Genomic DNA, 18,535 nt, shown 5'->3' with positions numbered 1-18,535 from the left:
TAAGAAAGGCGTAGGATTAGAGCGTGAAGAAAGACCGGTCAAGATTCGAGATAGAATCTTAACCGGTCTTTTTGTGCTGACCTGATCAGGGTCTGGATTCGTTAGAAGGGCAGGGCATAGGTCAGATTCTTTTTGATATCAAGAAACGGATTGTCATATTGCAGCGTCAGCTTGCCGCTCTTATAACCGACATACGTCAAACCGTCACCGATGAAGCCCACCTCGTTCGGCGGCATTTCCCCGATGGCCTTGATGCTTTCCTCATCCAGAATCTCAGGATATATCAGCTCCGCCTTCGTGCCGGTCGGGTTAACGATGTACAGGCTTGCTTTCGTATACGGCCGGACGAGCAGGAAGTCCTGTTCGATCGCCTCTACCGTGAAATCATCCTTTACGCCTGTAAGGGCGGCGAGATCATAGGTTTTGACCGTCTTGCCGGTCGGATGAACGAGCTCCAGCTTGCTGCCGTTCATCATGGCGATATTTCCTTTATAGCCGGTCACGTTCGGCTCGTAGTTAATGCCCGCAAAGTTGGCATTCTGGGTTGCGGCTGTTTTGATGATCTTCTGATCCCGAATGAGTACACGGTATCTGGCTTCATGGATATGCGGCTCTCCGTACGTGTTATAGATGTCGGCTACGTACGTATGGCCATTTACTTTATGGGCATCGATCTCAAGCAAGTCGATGTTTTCAATGGATATCTTGCCTGCCTTTACAGGAACCGTTCCTGCTTTCCCCATATAGAGCGTTCCGTTCTCCCGGCTCACCCAGAACAGCATGCTGCCATTTGCCGTATAGGCATATCCGATTCCCTGGTTAAAGGTTGTTGCCAATCCGGATTTGGCATCATAACGAAGCGGGATGGCAAACGCTTTGGTAATCAGGCTGGCGGGAACGTAGGTGACCCCTTTCTTGATGACCGGCGCGGCCTCAAGCCTCAGCACGCTGCCTTTCGCATTCACGGCACGAGTCTGCCCGACCTTGATCCGGACGGATTCCTTCGGACTGTTAATGTACATTTGGTTCTTGCCAACAACCGTCAGCTGCAGCTGGAGCGATTCGGAAACTTCCTTCAACGGAACAAATAGGACTTTATTCTTCGTAAACGGCTGATGTTTAAGATCAATCGTGTTCCATGCGGCTTTGGCCTCCGAGGCGGCTGCCGCTGCGACGTGCGAAGGAACTGTCGCTGCGGATGCTGTTAATAAGAGCGTCACGGCTAGGGAGGCGGTTCCGGCTGCTTTGATCCATTTTCCTGTGTTCATGATAGGTCTCCTCCTTTAATCGTTGGGTTATCTTTCTCCCCTATGCATAAACGAGTCGACCATGGAAAATGTTTCATTAATGAGCAAAATAATATGAAAAAAAATAGATAGCCTTGAGCGTTGTGTGACCTAAGCAAACAAAAAACGAAGCTTCACCCTTCAGGGTGAAGCTTCGAGTGCAGGTCTCCGCTGCCAAGGTACGGGCATTCGGCTGGGCTTAATTCTCGGGTATGGATTCCCGATCCTTGCCGAGCAGGATGGACAGGCCGAGCAGGGTAACGACAATGGTAGCCCCCATATCCGAGATGATCGCGATCCACAGTGTCAGCCATCCGGGGATGGTGAGCAGGAGAGCAATTGCCTTCAAGGACAGTGAGATCCCGATATTCCATTGAATGATGCGGTTTACCCGGCGGGCTGTTCGGATCGCTCCGGGAAGCTTGCCGAGATGATCCTGCATTAAGACGACGTCCGCCGTTTCGATGGCGCTATCGGTCCCCTTGCCCATGGCTATCCCGAGATCCGCGGCAGCCAATGCCGGGGCATCGTTGATGCCGTCCCCGACCATGCCGGTTGTCCGGCGGGAGGACAGTTCCTTGATCTTGGATACCTTCTGTTCAGGGAGCAGGCTTGCAAAGACCCGGGTGACGCCGGATTGCTTCGCGATGGACTGCGCGGACTGCTCATGATCGCCGGTAAGCATAATCGTCTCCGTAATGCCGGCTTCATGAAGCTTGCGGACGACGTCCGCCGTTTCCGTCCGGATCTCATCTGCGAGACCGAAATGGCCCAATACGCCGTCTTCACTAACAGCTGCAACGATTGTATATCCTTGTGCCTTCAAGTGGGCGATATCTGCTTTGACGGCGGACAGATCATCCCGGGAGCCGCCGCGAATATGGGACAGCACATCCTCGCTGCCGACCCAGTAAAGCTGTCCATTGATTCGTGCCCGGACACCTTCGCCTGGAAGAACGGTAATATCCTGCGGATCACGGAACGTACACTGCGGCTGCTTGATTTCAAGATGCTTCATCACCGCCTTGGCCAATGGGTGGAGCGAGGCTTGCTCGATCGCCCCAACTACCGCGTAGAAGCGGTCTTGATCGTAGACTGTCTCGGCATACACGGCGGGCTCGCCTTTGGTCAGCGTGCCGGTCTTGTCGAATGCAATGGCCTCCAAACGGCCGAGCTGCTCCAAGTGGATGCCGCCTTTGATCAGAATGCCGTTTCGGGCCGCCCGGGTCATGCCGCTGACCAGCGCAATCGGCGAGGACAGTACAAGCGAGCAAGGACATCCGACAATAAGAATGGATAGTCCCTGGTAGATCCACGTCATCCAGGGCTGATTCAACAGCAGCGGCGGGATTAGAGCAACGCCGAGCGCGATGATCATAATGGCGGGCGTATAATATTTCGCGAACTTATCGATAAACAGCTCGGTCGGCGTCTTGCTGTCCTGCGCCTCCTGTACCAGGTGCATGATCTTGGCGAGGGAGGAATCCTCATAAGCCTTTGATATAGCGATATGGAGGACGCCGTCCGTGCTGACACTGCCGCCAAAGACCGCATCGCCGACCCGCTTGGTGACGGGCACCGATTCGCCTGTAATCGCAGCTTCATTGACAGCTCCGGCTCCGTAGGCAATCGTACCGTCAGACGGAATTTTCTCGCCGGGCCGGACCCGAACCACGTCGCCGGGCTTAAGCGTTCCGATCGGCACGAGGACAGGCTCGCCGTCCCGCAGCAGCTCCGCCTCCTTCGGCGCGGCCGCCAGCAGGGCTTCCATGGACTGGCGGGCGCGGTTCATGCCGTAGCCCTCCAGCAGCTCATTGAGCCCGAAAAGGATCGCAACCAGCGTAGCCTCGCGCCATTCGCCTATGATGACCGCACCGACGAGCGCCACGGTCATTAACGTATCCATATTAAATTTGAAGCGGGCCAGGTTTCTAAGTCCCCGCAGAAACGTTGTGTAGCCGCTAAGCAGCATGGCCCCCGCATACAGCGTGATCACCACGGGCTGGATCGTCCTTCCCTCCAATAGGAAGGTGAGCAGGTACAGCGCGGCCGAGATGCCGAGCAGCCATTTCATCCTGCGAGTGCCGTCCTGCGCGTGGTCGTGGGCATGGCCATGATCACGGCTGTCATGTTCATGGTCGGTTGCCCCATGATCCGAATGGTGGTGCCGCGATGAAGCGGCCTGGGAGGACGACGGGGCTTGAACGATTCGTGCTCCATCGCTCTTCAGGATGCTCTCTACACGGGCGAGATCCACATGCGGGGAGACGGTAAGCTTCCCGCTGTTATAGCTCAGCCGGGCATTGTCGCCATGCTTAAGCTTCTGTATCTCCTCCTGCATCTCACGCGTGCAGTTGGGGCAGGAGAGGCCCTGTACGCGATATTCAACAAAGCTAGATCCTTTCGTCTCTGGTGATCGCTTCACTTGAGATTTTTGTATACCCATTTACCTCTTCTCCTTCTGGTGCTCCAGCGTCATATGAAGCAAGGTCCGGATGTGATCATCCACCAGCGAGTAATACACGTTCTTTCCGGATTTTCGCGATTTGGCGATATCCTTATTTTTCAGCGTTCTTAGATGATGAGAAGCCGTTGCCGTGGAGCAGCCGAGCAGCTCGGCGATATCGCAGACGCACAGCTCGCCTCCGCGGTCCAGCATATAGGCGACCTTCACCCGGGTAGGATCCGCAAGAGCCTTGAAGATTTCCGCCATGCCCTGCACATCATTGTCGGACACCTGCTCGCTTAATACGGCAGCGACCCTGTCCGCTGAAGGGCAAGTGATTTCACATAGCTCGGCGGAACTGTCCGAGGGTACGGTTCGGGTTTCCATATCCAATCGCCTCCTGAAGAAAATAATTAGGACTCTTATTCTTTATATTCAAACCATCGTTTGATTGTTTAAACCTAATATACTTCTTTTTATTATTATATTCAAATGAATGTTTGATTGTTCCTGAGATTCCGCGATCGGCCAGGGAAAAGCGCAAGCCTGGTATTTAAAAGCCTGCGTCGTTAGGAGCAGGACATATAGGTCAGAAAATCCTTCCATTTCCTTGCCGGCAAATTTATACTTAATAGCAAAAAGCGAAGTCGCTTTAAAGCGAGCCGACTTGCCGGCGAGCGTTCCCCGTGCCCCGGTACATGAATTGGGCGGCTCATCACAACCGTTAGGTCAGCATCATCTGTACCCGATCCTTCAATTGCAGAATCGTAAATAACAGGGAGGCATGCTTATGATGTGTCCAATATGCCGATACGAGACGGAAGAAGGGAAGTACTGCGAGCAGTGCGGAGCCCGTCTGATCAGCGAGGATAAAGCCGTATTTACAGCGTTCAAAGAGCAGGCGGCCGCCTCGGAGGTATATGGTCTTCACCAGGGAAGCACAAGGTATAGAGGCGGCTCTCAAGGGGAGCAGGAAGTGCCTGTGTACATACCGCCTGACATTCCGTATCATACCGCGGGACGGCAGCACGTTGAGGAGGAAGCCGCATCCAACCCTTATTGGGAAAGCATTAAATTATACGGGCAAATCTACGGAGACTATGTGGTCAAGGGATTGAAGCATCCGATCGCCTCCGCTTCCGCCACGGACGGCAGCCAGCTGCTTAACGCGACGGTGTCCATGCTGCTGTATGTTCTGTTTCTTCCGCTCTTGGGTTATGTTACCCTGAGCTTTGATGGGGCAATCCTCCAGAAGGGAGCCTTTGTTCATCTTGTCCTGAAGCCGATGGGCTGGCTGGCGCTGTTCTTGTTTTTGCTCAATATATTTACTTTTACCGCCGTGAAGCTATCCAATTACCCGGGAGTCAAGCTGAAGGAAGCGATGGCAAGGTTCGGGACATTTCTGACCCCGTTTCTGGCCCTGCTCGTCATCAGCCCGCTATTTCTATTCATAAACAGCGATATTACAACGGTCATCCTCATTCTGTCGTTTGTCAGCACGGTCATCACGATCCCGGTGCTCGTCATGAACAGCTACAAGCGAAAAAAAACGGCCGGCTTGGATCCGTTATATGCGATCCTGTTGGTCTATGCCGCAAGCCTGCTGGTGCTTGCCTTGATCTGGGATATCTTCACCCGCTATTTGATCACAAGCCTCTAGAAGGTATGAAGGTATATAGGGATCTGCCTCAATTACATAGGAACACAGCAAAGGAGCAGGCGCACGCCTGCTCCTTGCTCATTTATCGATCTGTCTGATTTCGGATTGTGATGGATGATGCTAAAGCACGAAGATCCGACGCTGGGGCAATATCCATCCTGTGATTAGGCGCTTCGGTTACTGGCGAACGTTGCCCGGCGCGACATATCAGGGGTTGGTCGGCTCGATATGTCGTTCGTTTACTCCACCCACCAGCGCTTCAAGTCCCTCCACCAGGAGCGCTCTTCTTGCTTCTTGGCCGCTTTGGTCTGGTCTGCTTCCTTTGTCGGCTGCTTCTCCCCATCGCCGTGCTCGGCACAGTATTCCGTCGGCTCCGTTCCCTTCATGAATACCTCCAACACCTTGTCCGGGCAATCAGGTCCGGCCAGCATGCCGTTTTTCGGATCGACGTAGGCGCTGACCACCTGATCCGGAATGGGGAAAATTTTCGGCGGCACGTTCTCGAGCGCCTTCTCCGTAAAACTCGCAAAGATGGGCGCTGCCCGGTGGCCGTCCACCTTGCTGATCTCCCGGCCCTTGTCATAGCCGACCCACACGGCGGTGGCCAGCTCCGGGGTGTATCCGACGAGCCATGCGTCGGTATCGGTCGTTCCGGTTTTACCGGCAACCGGACGCTTCATCAGGGAGGACACGCGGTTGCCGGTTCCGCCGTTCTCGAACACGCCTTCCATCATGCGGGTCATCACATACGCGGCTGCCGGCTCAACGACCTGTTCGCCCGGATCCTCCGGAGCTTCGTAAACGCTCCGGCCGGCAGCATCTGTAATGCGCAGCACCGCCACCGGAGCGACCCGCTTGCCGTTGTTGGCCATGACGGCATAAGCGGATGCCATTTCCAGCGGGCTGACGGGGGAGGTCCCGAGCGCGAGCGAAGGAACGGGCTCGAGCGGGCTCGTGATGCCCATTTTTTTGGCCATGTCGACGACCTTGTCCGGACCGAGCTGCATGATGGTATTGACAGCATAAATATTGTCCGACGCCGCGATGGCCTCGCGCATCGGAATTTCGCCCAAATATTTGCCCCCGAAATTGCTGGGCTGGTAGGTCTTGCGGTTGTTGTCGTAATGAAACAGGGTCGGCTGGCTGTTGAATACCGTTGTGCTCGTCATTTCCTTGGAGTTGATTGCCGTTAAGTACATGATCGGCTTGAAGGACGAGCCGGGCTGTCTCGTCTTGGCCAAGGCGTGATTGTACTGGTTTTCACGGTAATTTTTGCCGCCGACCATCGCTTTGATATGCCCGTTTCGCGGGTCGATGGACACCAAGGCGGTCTCCAGCTCGCTTTTGCTGTCCATGCCGCTGGCAACCGCTTCTTCGGCTGCCTGCTGAACTCTCGGATCGAGCGTCGTGTAGATGTTCAGGCCGCCTTGCTCCAGCTGCTCCTCCGTTATATTTAGCTGCGATGTGACCAGACTTCGCACATAATCCCGGAAGTACGAAGCAATGACCTTGTTCTCTTGGCGGTCTTGGGGCAGTATAGCCAGCTTGGAAGTGGCGGCCCGGTCCGCTTCGGTCTGGGTGATAAAGCCGGTTTCGGCCATGGCGTTCAGGACGATGCGCTGTCTTTTGAGGGCATTATCCATATGGTTATAGGGCGAATAATAGGTAGGCCCCTTCGGAATGCCGGCCAGCATGGCGCTCTCGGCCAAATTCAGGTCTTTGGCGGATTTACCGAAATACAGCAGCGATGCCGATTCGATGCCGTAAGCACCGTGACCGTAATAAATTTCATTCAAATACATTTCAAGAATTTGGTCCTTCGTATATTTCATCTCCAGCTGGGCCGTAAACTTGGCCTCCTTGAGCTTGCGGGTCCATGTCTTCTCATGGGACAGGTACAGGTTCCGCGCGAGCTGCTGGGTCAGCGTGCTGGCTCCCTGCTTGCGGTCCATGTGACGCAGATTAACGAGCAGTGCCCGTGCCATGCCTTTCACGTCAAAGCCGGGGTGATCATAGAACTTCCGGTCCTCCACCGCCAAGGTGGCCTGGATCAGAAGAGGGGAGATTTCGCTTAAAGCAACCTGCTCCGAGGTATGCCCGGTCGTCGAAAACGTGGCGAGCAGCTCGCCCTGGCTGTCCAGCAGCCTGGAGTACCTGTCCGTTTCCGCTATAGGGAGCGGCGTTATAAATAGATAAGCGAGCAGAATGCCGCCGGCGATGACCGATAAGCCAAGGAGTGCGAACAGAAATGCAGATAGCCGGACGAAACGACGTTTGCGCTTTTGCGGTTGTTTTTTGGATCCCGGCATGAGTGAAGCTCCTTCCTTCTCCAGGTGTAAGTCGGCGATCTCCATCAAGGGCGGACCTGCCGGACAAAGCCGCTTGATGATTACCTTTTCTATACAGTATGGGGCGGGGAGGATCAGGATATTCATGGACGGGGCGGCAGAACCTGCCTTGTCCTTGCGAGTCCTAAGTTTTGGTTGCATTTTGGGCTTGATTTAATATAATACAATTTGTTTGGTACAATAGAAAAAGTGTGAAACTGTAAGCTCAAGGCATCTGCCCCGAATAAAGTTTTACGGCTTGGATCTGGACGGCTGAACATTATTCTAGCGGAAAGAAGGTAGAGACGATGGAATTATGGTTTACGGAGAAGCAAACCCCGACTTTCGGCATCACGGCGAAAATCCGGGAAACGTTTGTGCATGAGAAGACGGAGTTTCAACAGCTGGATATGATCGATACCGAGGAATTTGGACGTATGCTCGTCCTGGACGGCATGGTCATGACTACGATTAAGGACGAATTCGTCTATCATGAGATGGTCGCTCACCCTGCGCTAAACACCCACCCAAATCCGAAGAAGGTTCTGGTCGTCGGCGGCGGAGACGGCGGTGTCATTCGCGAAGTAATCAAGCACCCTGGCGTTGAGAAGGCCGTTCTGGTTGAAATCGACGGCAAAGTTATTGAATATTCGAAGCAGTACCTGCCTGAGATCGCCGGCAAGCTCGACGATCCGAAGGTCGAGGTGCTGGTGAATGATGGATATATGCATATTTTGGAGCACAAGAATGAATATGACGTTATTATGGTGGACTCCACCGAGCCTGTAGGCCCGGCTGCTCCATTGTTTGAACGCGGCTTCTATCAAGGCATCTATGAGGCGCTGAAGGATGACGGCATTTTTGTGGCACAGACGGACAACCCTTGGTTTAAAGCCGATCTGATCCAAAAGGTCAGCAAGGACGTCAAGGAAATCTTCCCGATCGTCCGCGTGTACGGTGCTAACATTCCGACGTATCCAAGCGGCTTGTGGACCTTCACCATGGGCAGCAAGACGTATGATCCGCTTGAAGTGGACGAGTCCCAAATCGCGGAGATGGATACGAAATACTATTCCCCACGCCTTCACAAGGCAGCGTTCGTGCTGCCTAAGTTCGTCGAAGATCTGGTGAAATAAGGAGGCCGCGGCAACTGATGAAACTTGATCAAGGTTACTCCGGCAACGTGTTTATTTTGAGCTCCGAGGATTACGCCGGATCCAAGGCAGTCATTTACGGCATGCCGATGGATTTTACGGTCAGCTACCGTCCCGGCTCCCGCTTTGGCCCGGCCCGTATCCGTCAGGCTTCGGTCGGCCTGGAAGAGTACAGCCCGTATTTGGATAAAAGCATTGAGGACATGACCTATTTCGATGCCGGCGACCTGATGCTGCCGTTCGGCAATGCCGCCCGCAGCCTTGACGTGATCGGCGACTATGTCGGCAAGCTGCTGGATGACGGGAAATTCCCGATCGGTCTCGGCGGGGAGCATCTCGTGTCCTGGCCGATCATTCAGAAGGTTTACGCGAAGTATCCGGACCTGATTCTGATTCATATCGATGCGCATGCCGACCTGCGTGAGCAGTACGAAGGCGAGCCGTTATCCCACTCGACGCCGGTTCGCAAAGCAGCCGAGCTGATGGGCGGCAGCAACATTTACCAGTTCGGGATTCGTTCCGGCTCGCGCGAGGAATTCCAATACGGACGCGAAAACATTAACTTCTATCCGTTTGAAGTGGCGGCTCCGTTGAAGGAAGCTTTGCCGTCTATGGGCAACCGTCCGGTATACGTGACGATCGACATCGACGTGCTTGACCCTTCAGCCGCACCGGGCACCGGTACCGCGGAAGCCGGCGGCATTACCTCGAAGGAGCTGCTGGAAGCCGTGCACCTGATCGCTAGATCCGACGTCAACGTCGTCGGCTGCGATCTGGTGGAAGTGGCGCCGATTTACGATCCGACGGAGCAGACGCAGATCGTGGCGGCGAAGCTGATTCGCGAGATGCTGCTAGGGTTCGTTTGACCCTCCCAAACCCTCCCTGCCAGGGAGGGCCCCGAGGGCGCTGCCCTCTGGACACCCGGAACTTGTTGGCGTGGAGTTAGGTAGGGGGCAGGATTGGAGCGGGGCTGGTGCGCATGCTCGGCCCTTCTCGGGCTCCCTTGCGGACCGCCCTCAGGGCCTTCTGGTTGTCGTGAGGCTGGCGGGGCTTCGCCAACCGGTTGCATTAAAGAAGGAGCCGGAACAGCGCTATCCGGCCGCGTTTTAGTTGAAAAAGCAAGCCTCCTCCATCTCAGCCTGACGGCTGGCGGAGGAGGCTTGCTTTTTCTTGTTGGGTTGGCCCCCTCGGTTCGGCCCCCCTGCCGGGGCTGCCTCGGGGGCCAGAGCAAGAGCCGGGGCTGCGCATCCCGGCAAGGGGCAGTCGGGGTTAAACGACCCCGACTGGAATCGCCCCGATCGGCCTCCTCCACCTTAGCCTGTCGGCTGTCGGCGTCGGCCGCTTGGGGAGGGGCCTGGCCCTCTCGAGGGCATCCCTAGCGGGAGCAACTCGAGGGCCAGCCTTGGTAGGCGCTCAAGGCTGCGCCTCCGTCCGCGCAAGGCCAAGCGTTCGGGCTACGCCCCCGACCGCGCAAGGGATAAGCCTTCCGGGCTCCGTCTCCGGCGGCAACCCGTAAGCTTCCGGGCTTCGCCAACCGGTTGCCCCAAGGAAGCAACCGGAACTACGCTATCCGGCCGCGTATTAGTTGAAAAAGCAAGTCTCCTCCATCTCAGCCTGACGGCTGGCGGAGGAGGCTTGCTTTTTCTTGTTGGGTTGGCCCCCCTCGGTACAGTTCCCTGCCGGGGGTGCCTCGGGGGCCAGAGCAAGAGCCGGGGCTGCGCATCCCGGCAAGGGGCAGTCGGGGTTACACGCCCCCGACTGGAATCGCCCCGATCGGCCTCCTCCACCTTAGCCTAGCGGCTGTCGGCGTCGGCCGCTAGGGGAGGGGCCTGGCCCTCTCGAGGGCATCCCTAGCGGGAGCAACTCGAGGGCCAGCCTTGGTAGGCGCTCCGGGCTGCGCCTCAAGGCCAAGCGTTCAAGGCTGCGCCTCCGTCCGCTCAAGGCAGGCGCTCAAGGCTGCGCATCCGTCCGCGCAAGGCCAAGCGTTCGGGCTACGCCCCCGACCGCGCAGGGATTAAGCCTTCCGGGCTTCGTCTCCGGCGGCAACCCGTAAGCAGCCGGGGCTTCGCTGACCGGTTGCCCCAAGAAGCAGCCGGAACAGCGCTATCCGGCGCGTTTAGTTGAAAAAGCAAGCCACCTCCATCTCAGCCTGACGGCTGGCAGAGGAGGCTTGCTTTTTCTTGTTGGGTTGGCCCCCTCGGTACGGCGCCCTTATCGGGGTTGCCTCGGGAGTCAGAGTAAGAGAGCCGGGGCTGCACTTCCCGGCAAGTCTATCAGATAGGAGTGAGCCGAGAACAAACGCATCCTCCACCGCATCAACAAATCCTGTTTTCGGTGCTTCCGCCGTCCCTATGCCCGTAACTTGATTTCCCCCTGTCCTTTCGCCGCGGGAGTGATGCCCATGGCGGAATTACACGATCTGCTCATTGCGTGTCGGATTGAACCGTTGTGGGTCAGCACGGCAGACGTTATGATTGGCGGTACATTGACATGCTCAAAAGCGAAGGGAGGTTCAATCACGATGGCAACCCGGTCAACCGAACTAAAACAGGATGACGCCCCGCTGCCCCTCAGGGCGAGCGGAATATCCCGCAACCGGTACATCGCCAATATCCGCAAGCACTGGATGCTGTATCTCATGATTCTCCCCGGCATCCTGTTCTACATCATATTCAAGTATGTGCCGCTGGCGGGAAGCGTCATCGCCTTTCAGGACTATCAGATCTTCAAGGGTATTTTGGGCAGCCCCTGGGTCGGCCTGGACAATTTCGGATTTATTTTCACCTATCAGGATTTCTACAATGTTCTGCGCAATACGGCCGTGATCGCTTTATACCAGCTGCTCTTCGGATTTCCGGCGCCGATTCTGCTGGCCCTGCTATTTAATGAAATCCGGCTGATGCTGGCCAAACGGGTGGTCCAGAGCCTGTTCTATCTCCCTCACTTCCTGTCATGGGTCGTTGTGGGCGGGATCGTATTCGAGCTGCTGTCCAGTCAAGGCGTGGTGAACGCGGTTCGCGGCTGGCTCGGTTACGAGCCGATCCTGTTCATGCAGGAGGCAGGTTATTTCCGGACCATCGTCGTCCTGTCGTCGATCTGGAAAGAGGTCGGCTGGGGCACGATCATTTATTTGGCGGCTATCGCCGGCATCAATCCGAATTTATATGAAGCGGCCGTCATGGACGGGGCGGGTCGATGGAAGCAAACGATCCATATTACGCTGCCCACGATGTTCCCGACGATTTTGGTGCTGTTCCTGCTGCAGATCGGCAATTTCCTCGAGCTCGGCTTTGATCAGATCTTCAATTTGCTGACGCCGATGACCTATTCGGTCGGGGATATCATCGAAACGTATGTCTACCGTGCAGGCGTGCTTCAAGGTCAGTACAGCATGACGACGGCGATCGGCTTGTTCCAGTCCGTCATCGGGTTTATCTTGTTGTGGATTTTTAACCGGTTGGCCAGAAAAACGGATCAGGGGTTGTGGTGATGAAAGCGACATTCGGAGAAAAAGTGTTTCAGACGTTGAATTATGTATTTCTGACCGCCGCCGCGGCGACGATGCTCTTCCCGCTTGTGCAGCTGTTGGCCGTATCGTTCAGCTCACCGGTTGCCGCCGATTCCAAGGAAGTGTTTCTGCTGCCTGTGGAATTTACGACCGCTTCATGGGAGCATATTTTGAAAAATCAAGGCCTGTGGACATCCTTCGGCATCACCGTATATATTACGGTCGTCGGGACGCTCCTCAGCATGCTGTTCTCGGTCATGACGGCCTATCCGCTGTCCCGTCGCGAGTTTCTGCTGCGCAAGCCGGTCATGCTCGGCATCGTGCTGACAATGATTTTCAACGCGCCGATGATCCCGTTCTTCCTGACCGTTCGCGAGCTCGGCATGATGAACTCGTTGTGGGCCCTGATCCTGCCGGGCCTGATCGGCACATTCAATATGATCATCATTCGAACCTTTTTCATGGGCATTCCCGGCGAATTGGACGATTCGGCGAGAATAGACGGGTGCAGCGATTTCGGCATCCTGTTCCGCATCTACCTGCCCTTATCCAAGCCGGTCGTGGCGACGGTGAGCTTGTTCTACGCGGTCGGTTACTGGAATACCTTCTCCCGGGCCGTGCTGTTTATCCGCGATCCGGAGAAATGGCCGCTTCAGATGAAGCTTCGGGCGTATCTGCAATCCCCGGAGGAGCTGGCCGCGGTCAATATGTTTCTGGGCGACTTCGATTTTAACACGACAACTTTGAAAGCGGCTACAATCTTATTTGCGACGATTCCGATCATTCTGGTGTATCCGTATCTGCAAAAATATTTCGTCAAAGGCTCGATGCTCGGCTCGCTAAAGGAATAGGCCGGGCAGACCTTCGATATGAAATCGGTTCTAGGACCGGTTTGATATAACAACCATTCAAAAGGGGAGGATTTACACATGGCGAAATGGTATTTCCGCAAATGGTTCGGGAAGCCGGCGCTCGCGGTCTTGCTGGCGGCAGGACTGCTGGCAGGCTGCGGCAGCCCGGGAGGCTCCGGAACCGAAGCAGGCGGCCAGGGCAGCGAAGGGGGAAGCGACGTTACGAAGGTCAAGGTGTTCAAAAGCCACATGGGAGTAGGCACGATTCCGGGCCCGGACAATCCGCATGTCCAGTACGTGGCCGAGCGCACCGGGGTCCAATATGAGCTGGTCACGACCCCGCCGGGCTCGGAGCCGACGGAATTTTTAAATCTGATGATCGCCTCCGATGATCTTCCGGATATTTTAAGGCCGATTGGCGGCATCGAGCAGACGTTGATCCGGCAAGGCGGCGCGCTTGCGCTGGACGATCTGCTGCCGCAGTATGCGCCGAACGTGTGGAAGAACATTCCGCAGGAGGCGTGGGATGTCGTACGATCGGCTTCGCCGGACGGAAAAATCTACTATGTGCCGAAGGTGTTTCTCGTGCCTGAGCGTGCACCGATGATCCGCCAGGATTGGCTCGACAAGGTCGGCTTGCCGATGCCGACCACCACGGAGGAATACAAGCAGGTGCTGGCCGCGTTCCTGGAACAGGACCCGAACGGCAACGGCGTAAAGGATGAGCTGCCGACGTCTGGCCGGGAATTCGGCAAATGGATGGACCATTTGTTCGCGATGTACGGCGTAGCGATGTGGGAGGGAAATCCGGAGTGGGATGTGTATGACGGGAAGATCCAGTATGCCGGCGTCACGGACAACATGAAGGCGGCGATCGGGTTCATCCGCGAGCTGTATGCCGAGAAGCTGCTTGATAACGAAACGTTCCTGAACAAGGGCGATGTATGGACTGCCAAAATTAACAACAACCTCGTCGGCAGCTGGTACCATCTTCCGGCGAACCTGCGCGACCGCTTTACGGCGATTCAGCAGAAAGCCCCGGATGCGTATGTCGTCGGCATGCCGCTTCCGAAAGCGGAGGGCTATGAGGGATATGTCACGCAAAAAAGCATGGGCGAGCCCGAATGGATCATTCCGACTAAAGCCGAAGCCAACGCGCCTGCAGCCCTGAAGCTGCTGGATTTCTTCTATGACCGTTCCAACGACGAGTTTATCCGGTTCGGCATCGAGGGACTGCAGCATGAAGTCGTGGACGGCAAGAAAGTGCTGCTCCCTCCAGAGGACAGCCGGCCGCTCGCCCTCGGCATGCGCAACCTGACGACCGAGGAGGACATGAACATCCGGATTCAGGAGACGATCCCGGAAGACATGCAGCAGATGGTGAAGGACATTTTCGAGGTAAGCACCGCGGACGCCAAGCGGATTGCCGGCGACGGGCTGCCGAGCACCGTGTACGAGGGATATCCCGATATTCAATCCCATAAGCTGTTCCAGGAATACTTGACCAAGATTGTCATCGGCGAGTGGCCGCTGGAGAAGTTCGATGAATTCGTGGATCGTTGGTATACGTCCGGAGGGGAAGAAGTCACCAAGCGGGTTGAGGAATGGTATTCGAGGATGTGATGCTAATGAAGAAGAAATATGCGATATGCGGTGTCAGCGGACGGGCGCTTGGGATGTTTGCCAAGCCGATCTTGACGACGTATGCCCCGCGGAGCGAGCTGGTGGCGCTGCTCGACACAGACCCGGAGCGTTTTGAGCTGTTCCGCACACGTTTTCCGGAGCATCCGGCCATCGCCGTTTACGGCGAAGAGGAGTTCGAACGCATGATCGAGGAGACGAAGCCGGACGTCGTGATTGTAGCGGGACGGGATGATACGCATGCGCGTTATATCGTCGCCGCGCTGGAGCACGATCTGGATGTCATCACGGAGAAACCGATGGTCACGACCGGGGCGGACGCCCGGCGGGTGCTGGAAGCGGAAAGGGCAAGCAAAGGCAGCGTAACCGTCACGTTCAACTATCGTTATGCTCCCGTTCACGACAAGATCAAGGAAATGGTATGGGAGGGCCGGCTTGGCCGCATTACTTCCGTGGATTTGAACTGGTACCTGGATACGTATCATGGAGCAAGCTATTTCAAAAGATGGAACCGCCGGCGCGAGCTTTCCGGCGGCCTCTCCATCCACAAGAGCACCCATCATTTCGACCTCGTCGGCTGGTGGATCAATCAGCGGCCGGTCGAAGCCTTCGCTTACGGGGCCCTTCATTATTACGGATCCGAAGGCGAGCTTAACCCGGAGCGGGTGGACGGCCGCCATTGCGGCACCTGCACGGCAGCAAGCCGCTGTGCCTACTACACGCGCTGGAATGCGCGCCATGTGAAGGATGATCACCTCGGTCTCCTTGCGGCGGAAGGGCGGCAATTTCCGTACACGGGTTACCGCCCGGACCAGTGCATCTTTGACTCCGAGATTGACATCGAGGATACGTATGCGGCCGCTATCCGATACAACGGGGGCGCGCTGCTCAGTTATTCCGTCAACTTCTCGCTGCCGTACGAAGGCTACCGTCTGGCGATAAACGGCACGAAGGGCCGCCTGGAGACGACCGAATACCATGCTCCGTCCAGGACCCCGTTTCCGACTCCGGTCCAGACCATCGACTATTTCCCGTTGTTCGGCTCCAAAGAAACGATCCATGTGGTGCATCGGGAAGGCGGGCATGGAGGAGGCGATCCGCTGCTTTTGAACGATCTGTTCCTGGGTGAGGACCGATCCAGGCCCTATTCCGTCTTATCGGGGGCAGCGGACGGCGCGTATTCGGTTGCAACAGGGGAAGCGGTGTGGCGCTCGGCCAAGGAAGGGAAGCCGGTGGCGATCCAGGACGTGCTTGCAGGTTGGAAAGGAGAGCTGACAAAAGCATGAGCAAACAGGATAGCAGCGAATATTTCGATCCGGCGGAGGGCTTGGCCTACCAGACGGAGGGAAGCTCGATTGAGCATGCTCTTACGGTCATCGCCCAGCGTTATGTAGGCGATCATCCTCCTCACCCTCCGGTGTACCGGGTTAGCCGCAGCGGGCCGATTCGCAAGCGGGGGGATCACGCTTACGTATTTCCGATCGGGGACATGTTTCCGGAGATGACGGAAGACCAGGTGGTTTATGCCTGGGGGAAGCTGTGGGTCCGGGAAGGGCACACCTTTCCCTTCCTGATCCAGAGCGACGGACCGGTACGGCTGTATCATAACGGGAGAAAGCGGTTCGGCTCCGCGCAGGGAGAGGCGGCGGATCCGGACACGCCGGTCAGAATCGGGATCGAGCTCACCGAAGGGTGGAACCACTTCGTCCTGGAATTCCGCCCTGGACCCGGGGGAGCCGGAGGTGTATTCGGTACGAGCAACCGTAAGAACAAACCGTATTGCTTTCTGGCTCCGTCAACGGAGAGGGAGGGGGAGGAGGGCTGGATCGTGACAAGGCCGCTCTCCCGCTCGCTTCCGGTCATCCCCGGTATCGTGAAGAGCGAGGCGCTCACGGGAACGGACTGGCTCCCAGCACGAGCGGAGCATGGTGAGAGAGTCGACGCTGGCAGCCCGAAAGGCCCCATGTCCGTCATGTATGGCGACAAGCCGGGATATGCCGCATATGCCTGGGCGGCTGTCATTAACCGCAGCTTGGCCCCGGCGAAGGTCCTGGTGTCCGGAACCGCCTACGGACCGGTGCGGTTTGAATGGAACGGCCGGGAAGCCGGCTTTTATCCCGAGGCGGGAAGCTTCCGCTTCACGCTCGATGCCCCCGCAGGACGCGGAGAGCTGACGGCCCGGTGCGAATGCGGCCCGGACGGATGGGGATTTCGCATCGATGAGGTTTCCCCCTCCGGGATGCTGTGCGCGCCCCGCAAGGTGCACGGCCTCAAGGGAGAATGGCTGTATCTCGGTCCATTCCGTGCGGATGCGGAGCTTGAAATATCCGAGTATTTTGGCATGGATACCCTCGCTCAGCCGGGCGGGGAGAAGCTGTTCTGGACGGGAGGCGAATCGGGTGCATGCATTCGGCCGTTTCTGGAGAACGAGCTGTTTGGCCGATGGAATTATCCGCTGGGCGTAACGCTTTACGGCCTGCTTGAAACGAGCAGAACGCTGCATCGCCCTGATCTTGAGCATTACGTTCTGCGGCATGTCGAGTTCGCTACCTCCCATTACGAGTACGCGTTATGGGATCGGGAACGGTTCGGCGCAGCCGGGCTGAACAATCAGCTGTCCGATATCGACAGTCTGGATGATTGCGGCTCCTTCGGCGCGCTCGCCATCCTCGCTGACCGCCTTCGGTCGCTGAAAGGGGCTCGCCGGGCCGCTGACGATATCGCCCGGTATATCATGACCGTTCAATCCCGGCTGCCGGACGGCGCCCTCTACCGGGAGGTCGGCGTTTCCCGCAGCATGGACCTGACGATGTGGTGCGACGATATGTATATGAGCGTGCCGTTTCTATGCCGGTATGCGGAGCTGACCGGCGACTCCCGCTATTTGGACGAAGCGGCAAAGCAGCTGCTGCTGTATAAGTCTTACTTGTATATGCCGGATTTGCAGCTGATGTCGCATGTCTATGACGTTCGGCGGGGCCTGCCTTCCCGTACGGTATGGGGGAGGGGCAACGGGTGGGTATTCTTCTCGCTGGCCGAGCTGCTCGCCGTGCTTCCGACCGGCCATCCCGACTACGAGCGTCTTCTGCAGTTCTACCGTGAGCTGGCGGAAGGGTACCGACGGGTGCAGGGCGTAAACGGGCTGTGGCACCAAGTGCTGACCGATCCCGAATCCTATGAGGAAGCGTCGTGCACCGCGATGTTCATCTATGGCATGGCCCGGGGCGTACGGCGAGGCTGGCTTCGGTCGACCCAGCTCTACGCGCAGGCAGCCGTCTCGGGGTGGGAGGGCCTGACCGCCCGGGCGATTGACGGCAAAGGCAATGTATTCGGCGTATGCAAGGGGAGCAGCTGGTCCACCTCCCACTCGTATTACAAGCACGACCTGTCGTGGAATGTGAACGACACGCACGGCATCGGCATTGTGCTTCTGGCCGGCGTCGAGCTCCTTCAACTGATGCGTCATACAGCACGGGAACTGGAAGACGACCCACAGCTGAAGACATCGGCGGCTCCCGGTGCCCATGGTACGTAAGTTCAGGACACTTAGATCCGCAATAAGTTAAAAGGTAGGACGGGGCAGGAGTGCGTGAAAACGCTTAATTCCTAATGACGGCAGGAGCGGAGCGTAGGCTATAATGGAACCAAACTGGTAGTAAAGC

Annotated in this window: 13 protein-coding genes; 9 read left to right on the top strand and 4 right to left on the bottom strand. The window is 56.8% G+C overall.

Annotated elements, in window-relative coordinates; all coding sequences use genetic code 11:
- Positions 1-101 precede the first annotated feature (101 nt).
- The 3 genes from BBD41_RS13855 to BBD41_RS13845 form a co-directional block, all read right to left on the bottom strand.
- Positions 102-1,268 (bottom strand): stalk domain-containing protein, encoded by a 1,167-nt coding sequence (locus BBD41_RS13855; RefSeq protein WP_099477927.1) that lies wholly within the window; start codon positions 1,266-1,268, stop codon positions 102-104.
- Between the two features lie 217 nt (positions 1,269-1,485).
- The gene (locus BBD41_RS13850) at positions 1,486-3,732 is read right to left on the bottom strand and encodes a heavy metal translocating P-type ATPase (protein WP_099477926.1); all 2,247 of its coding nucleotides are present in this window, start codon (positions 3,730-3,732) and stop codon (positions 1,486-1,488) included.
- Positions 3,733-4,119, bottom strand: coding sequence for an ArsR/SmtB family transcription factor (locus BBD41_RS13845; protein WP_077571082.1), 387 nt, complete (start codon positions 4,117-4,119; stop codon positions 3,733-3,735).
- Between the two features lie 403 nt (positions 4,120-4,522).
- Here BBD41_RS13845 and BBD41_RS13840 point away from each other — a divergent pair, with 403 nt between their 5' ends.
- On the top strand, positions 4,523-5,392 hold the full coding sequence (locus BBD41_RS13840; protein ID WP_077571080.1) for a hypothetical protein: 870 nt from the start codon (positions 4,523-4,525) through the stop codon (positions 5,390-5,392).
- Positions 5,393-5,631: 239 nt separating this feature from the next.
- Here the strand turns inward: BBD41_RS13840 and BBD41_RS13835 are convergent, their stop codons facing one another.
- Positions 5,632-7,701 carry a transglycosylase domain-containing protein gene (locus BBD41_RS13835; RefSeq protein WP_099477925.1) on the bottom strand — a complete coding sequence of 690 codons (2,070 nt, stop codon included), beginning with the start codon at positions 7,699-7,701 and terminating at the stop codon, positions 5,632-5,634.
- A 326-nt stretch (positions 7,702-8,027) separates the two neighbouring features.
- Here BBD41_RS13835 and speE point away from each other — a divergent pair, with 326 nt between their 5' ends.
- The 8 genes from speE to BBD41_RS13800 all read left to right on the top strand — a co-directional run bounded on the left by speE (position 8,028) and on the right by BBD41_RS13800 (position 18,408).
- Positions 8,028-8,855, top strand: coding sequence for a polyamine aminopropyltransferase (gene speE / locus BBD41_RS13830; protein WP_077571076.1), 828 nt, complete (start codon positions 8,028-8,030; stop codon positions 8,853-8,855).
- A 17-nt stretch (positions 8,856-8,872) separates the two neighbouring features.
- On the top strand, positions 8,873-9,739 hold the full coding sequence (gene speB / locus BBD41_RS13825) for an agmatinase (protein WP_099477924.1): 867 nt from the start codon (positions 8,873-8,875) through the stop codon (positions 9,737-9,739).
- Positions 9,740-9,809: 70 nt separating this feature from the next.
- Complete coding sequence (locus BBD41_RS29810) at positions 9,810-9,983, top strand: hypothetical protein (protein WP_157929301.1); 174 nt, start codon at positions 9,810-9,812, stop codon at positions 9,981-9,983.
- Positions 9,984-11,394: 1,411 nt separating this feature from the next.
- A complete protein-coding gene (locus tag BBD41_RS13820) occupies positions 11,395-12,363 on the top strand; it encodes an ABC transporter permease (RefSeq protein WP_077571069.1) in 969 nt (322 codons plus the stop codon).
- Positions 12,363-13,232 carry a carbohydrate ABC transporter permease gene (locus BBD41_RS13815; protein ID WP_099477923.1) on the top strand — a complete coding sequence of 290 codons (870 nt, stop codon included), beginning with the start codon at positions 12,363-12,365 and terminating at the stop codon, positions 13,230-13,232. The genes BBD41_RS13820 and BBD41_RS13815 overlap by 1 nt, the downstream gene beginning before the upstream one ends.
- 78 nt (positions 13,233-13,310) lie before the next feature.
- The gene (locus BBD41_RS13810) at positions 13,311-14,855 is read left to right on the top strand and encodes an extracellular solute-binding protein (protein WP_099477922.1); all 1,545 of its coding nucleotides are present in this window, start codon (positions 13,311-13,313) and stop codon (positions 14,853-14,855) included.
- Positions 14,856-14,860: 5 nt separating this feature from the next.
- Positions 14,861-16,159: a Gfo/Idh/MocA family protein gene (locus BBD41_RS13805; protein ID WP_189636203.1), complete on the top strand. Its 1,299-nt coding sequence runs from the start codon at positions 14,861-14,863 to the stop codon at positions 16,157-16,159.
- Positions 16,156-18,408, top strand: a complete 2,253-nt coding sequence (locus BBD41_RS13800) for a glycoside hydrolase family 88/105 protein (protein WP_099477921.1) — start codon at positions 16,156-16,158, stop codon at positions 18,406-18,408. Before BBD41_RS13805 ends, BBD41_RS13800 begins: the two co-directional genes overlap by 4 nt.
- The last annotated feature ends 127 nt before the right edge of the window (positions 18,409-18,535 follow it).

Source organism: Paenibacillus ihbetae, assembly GCF_002741055.1.
Lineage (GTDB): Bacteria > Bacillota > Bacilli > Paenibacillales > Paenibacillaceae > Paenibacillus_AQ > Paenibacillus_AQ ihbetae.
Note: the sequence above shows the minus strand (reverse complement) of the source record. Positions and strands in the feature narration are given on the sequence as shown.

Coding starts and splice junctions, on each gene's coding strand:
- BBD41_RS13855 (WP_099477927.1), bottom strand. CDS start 1,268: ATGAACACAGGAAAATGGATCAAAGCAGCCGGAACCGCCTCCCTAGCC.
- BBD41_RS13850 (WP_099477926.1), bottom strand. CDS start 3,732: ATGGGTATACAAAAATCTCAAGTGAAGCGATCACCAGAGACGAAAGGA.
- BBD41_RS13845 (WP_077571082.1), bottom strand. CDS start 4,119: ATGGAAACCCGAACCGTACCCTCGGACAGTTCCGCCGAGCTATGTGAA.
- BBD41_RS13840 (WP_077571080.1), top strand. CDS start 4,523: ATGATGTGTCCAATATGCCGATACGAGACGGAAGAAGGGAAGTACTGC.
- BBD41_RS13835 (WP_099477925.1), bottom strand. CDS start 7,701: ATGCCGGGATCCAAAAAACAACCGCAAAAGCGCAAACGTCGTTTCGTC.
- speE (WP_077571076.1), top strand. CDS start 8,028: ATGGAATTATGGTTTACGGAGAAGCAAACCCCGACTTTCGGCATCACG.
- speB (WP_099477924.1), top strand. CDS start 8,873: ATGAAACTTGATCAAGGTTACTCCGGCAACGTGTTTATTTTGAGCTCC.
- BBD41_RS13820 (WP_077571069.1), top strand. CDS start 11,395: ATGGCAACCCGGTCAACCGAACTAAAACAGGATGACGCCCCGCTGCCC.
- BBD41_RS13815 (WP_099477923.1), top strand. CDS start 12,363: ATGAAAGCGACATTCGGAGAAAAAGTGTTTCAGACGTTGAATTATGTA.
- BBD41_RS13810 (WP_099477922.1), top strand. CDS start 13,311: ATGGCGAAATGGTATTTCCGCAAATGGTTCGGGAAGCCGGCGCTCGCG.
- BBD41_RS13805 (WP_189636203.1), top strand. CDS start 14,861: ATGAAGAAGAAATATGCGATATGCGGTGTCAGCGGACGGGCGCTTGGG.
- BBD41_RS13800 (WP_099477921.1), top strand. CDS start 16,156: ATGAGCAAACAGGATAGCAGCGAATATTTCGATCCGGCGGAGGGCTTG.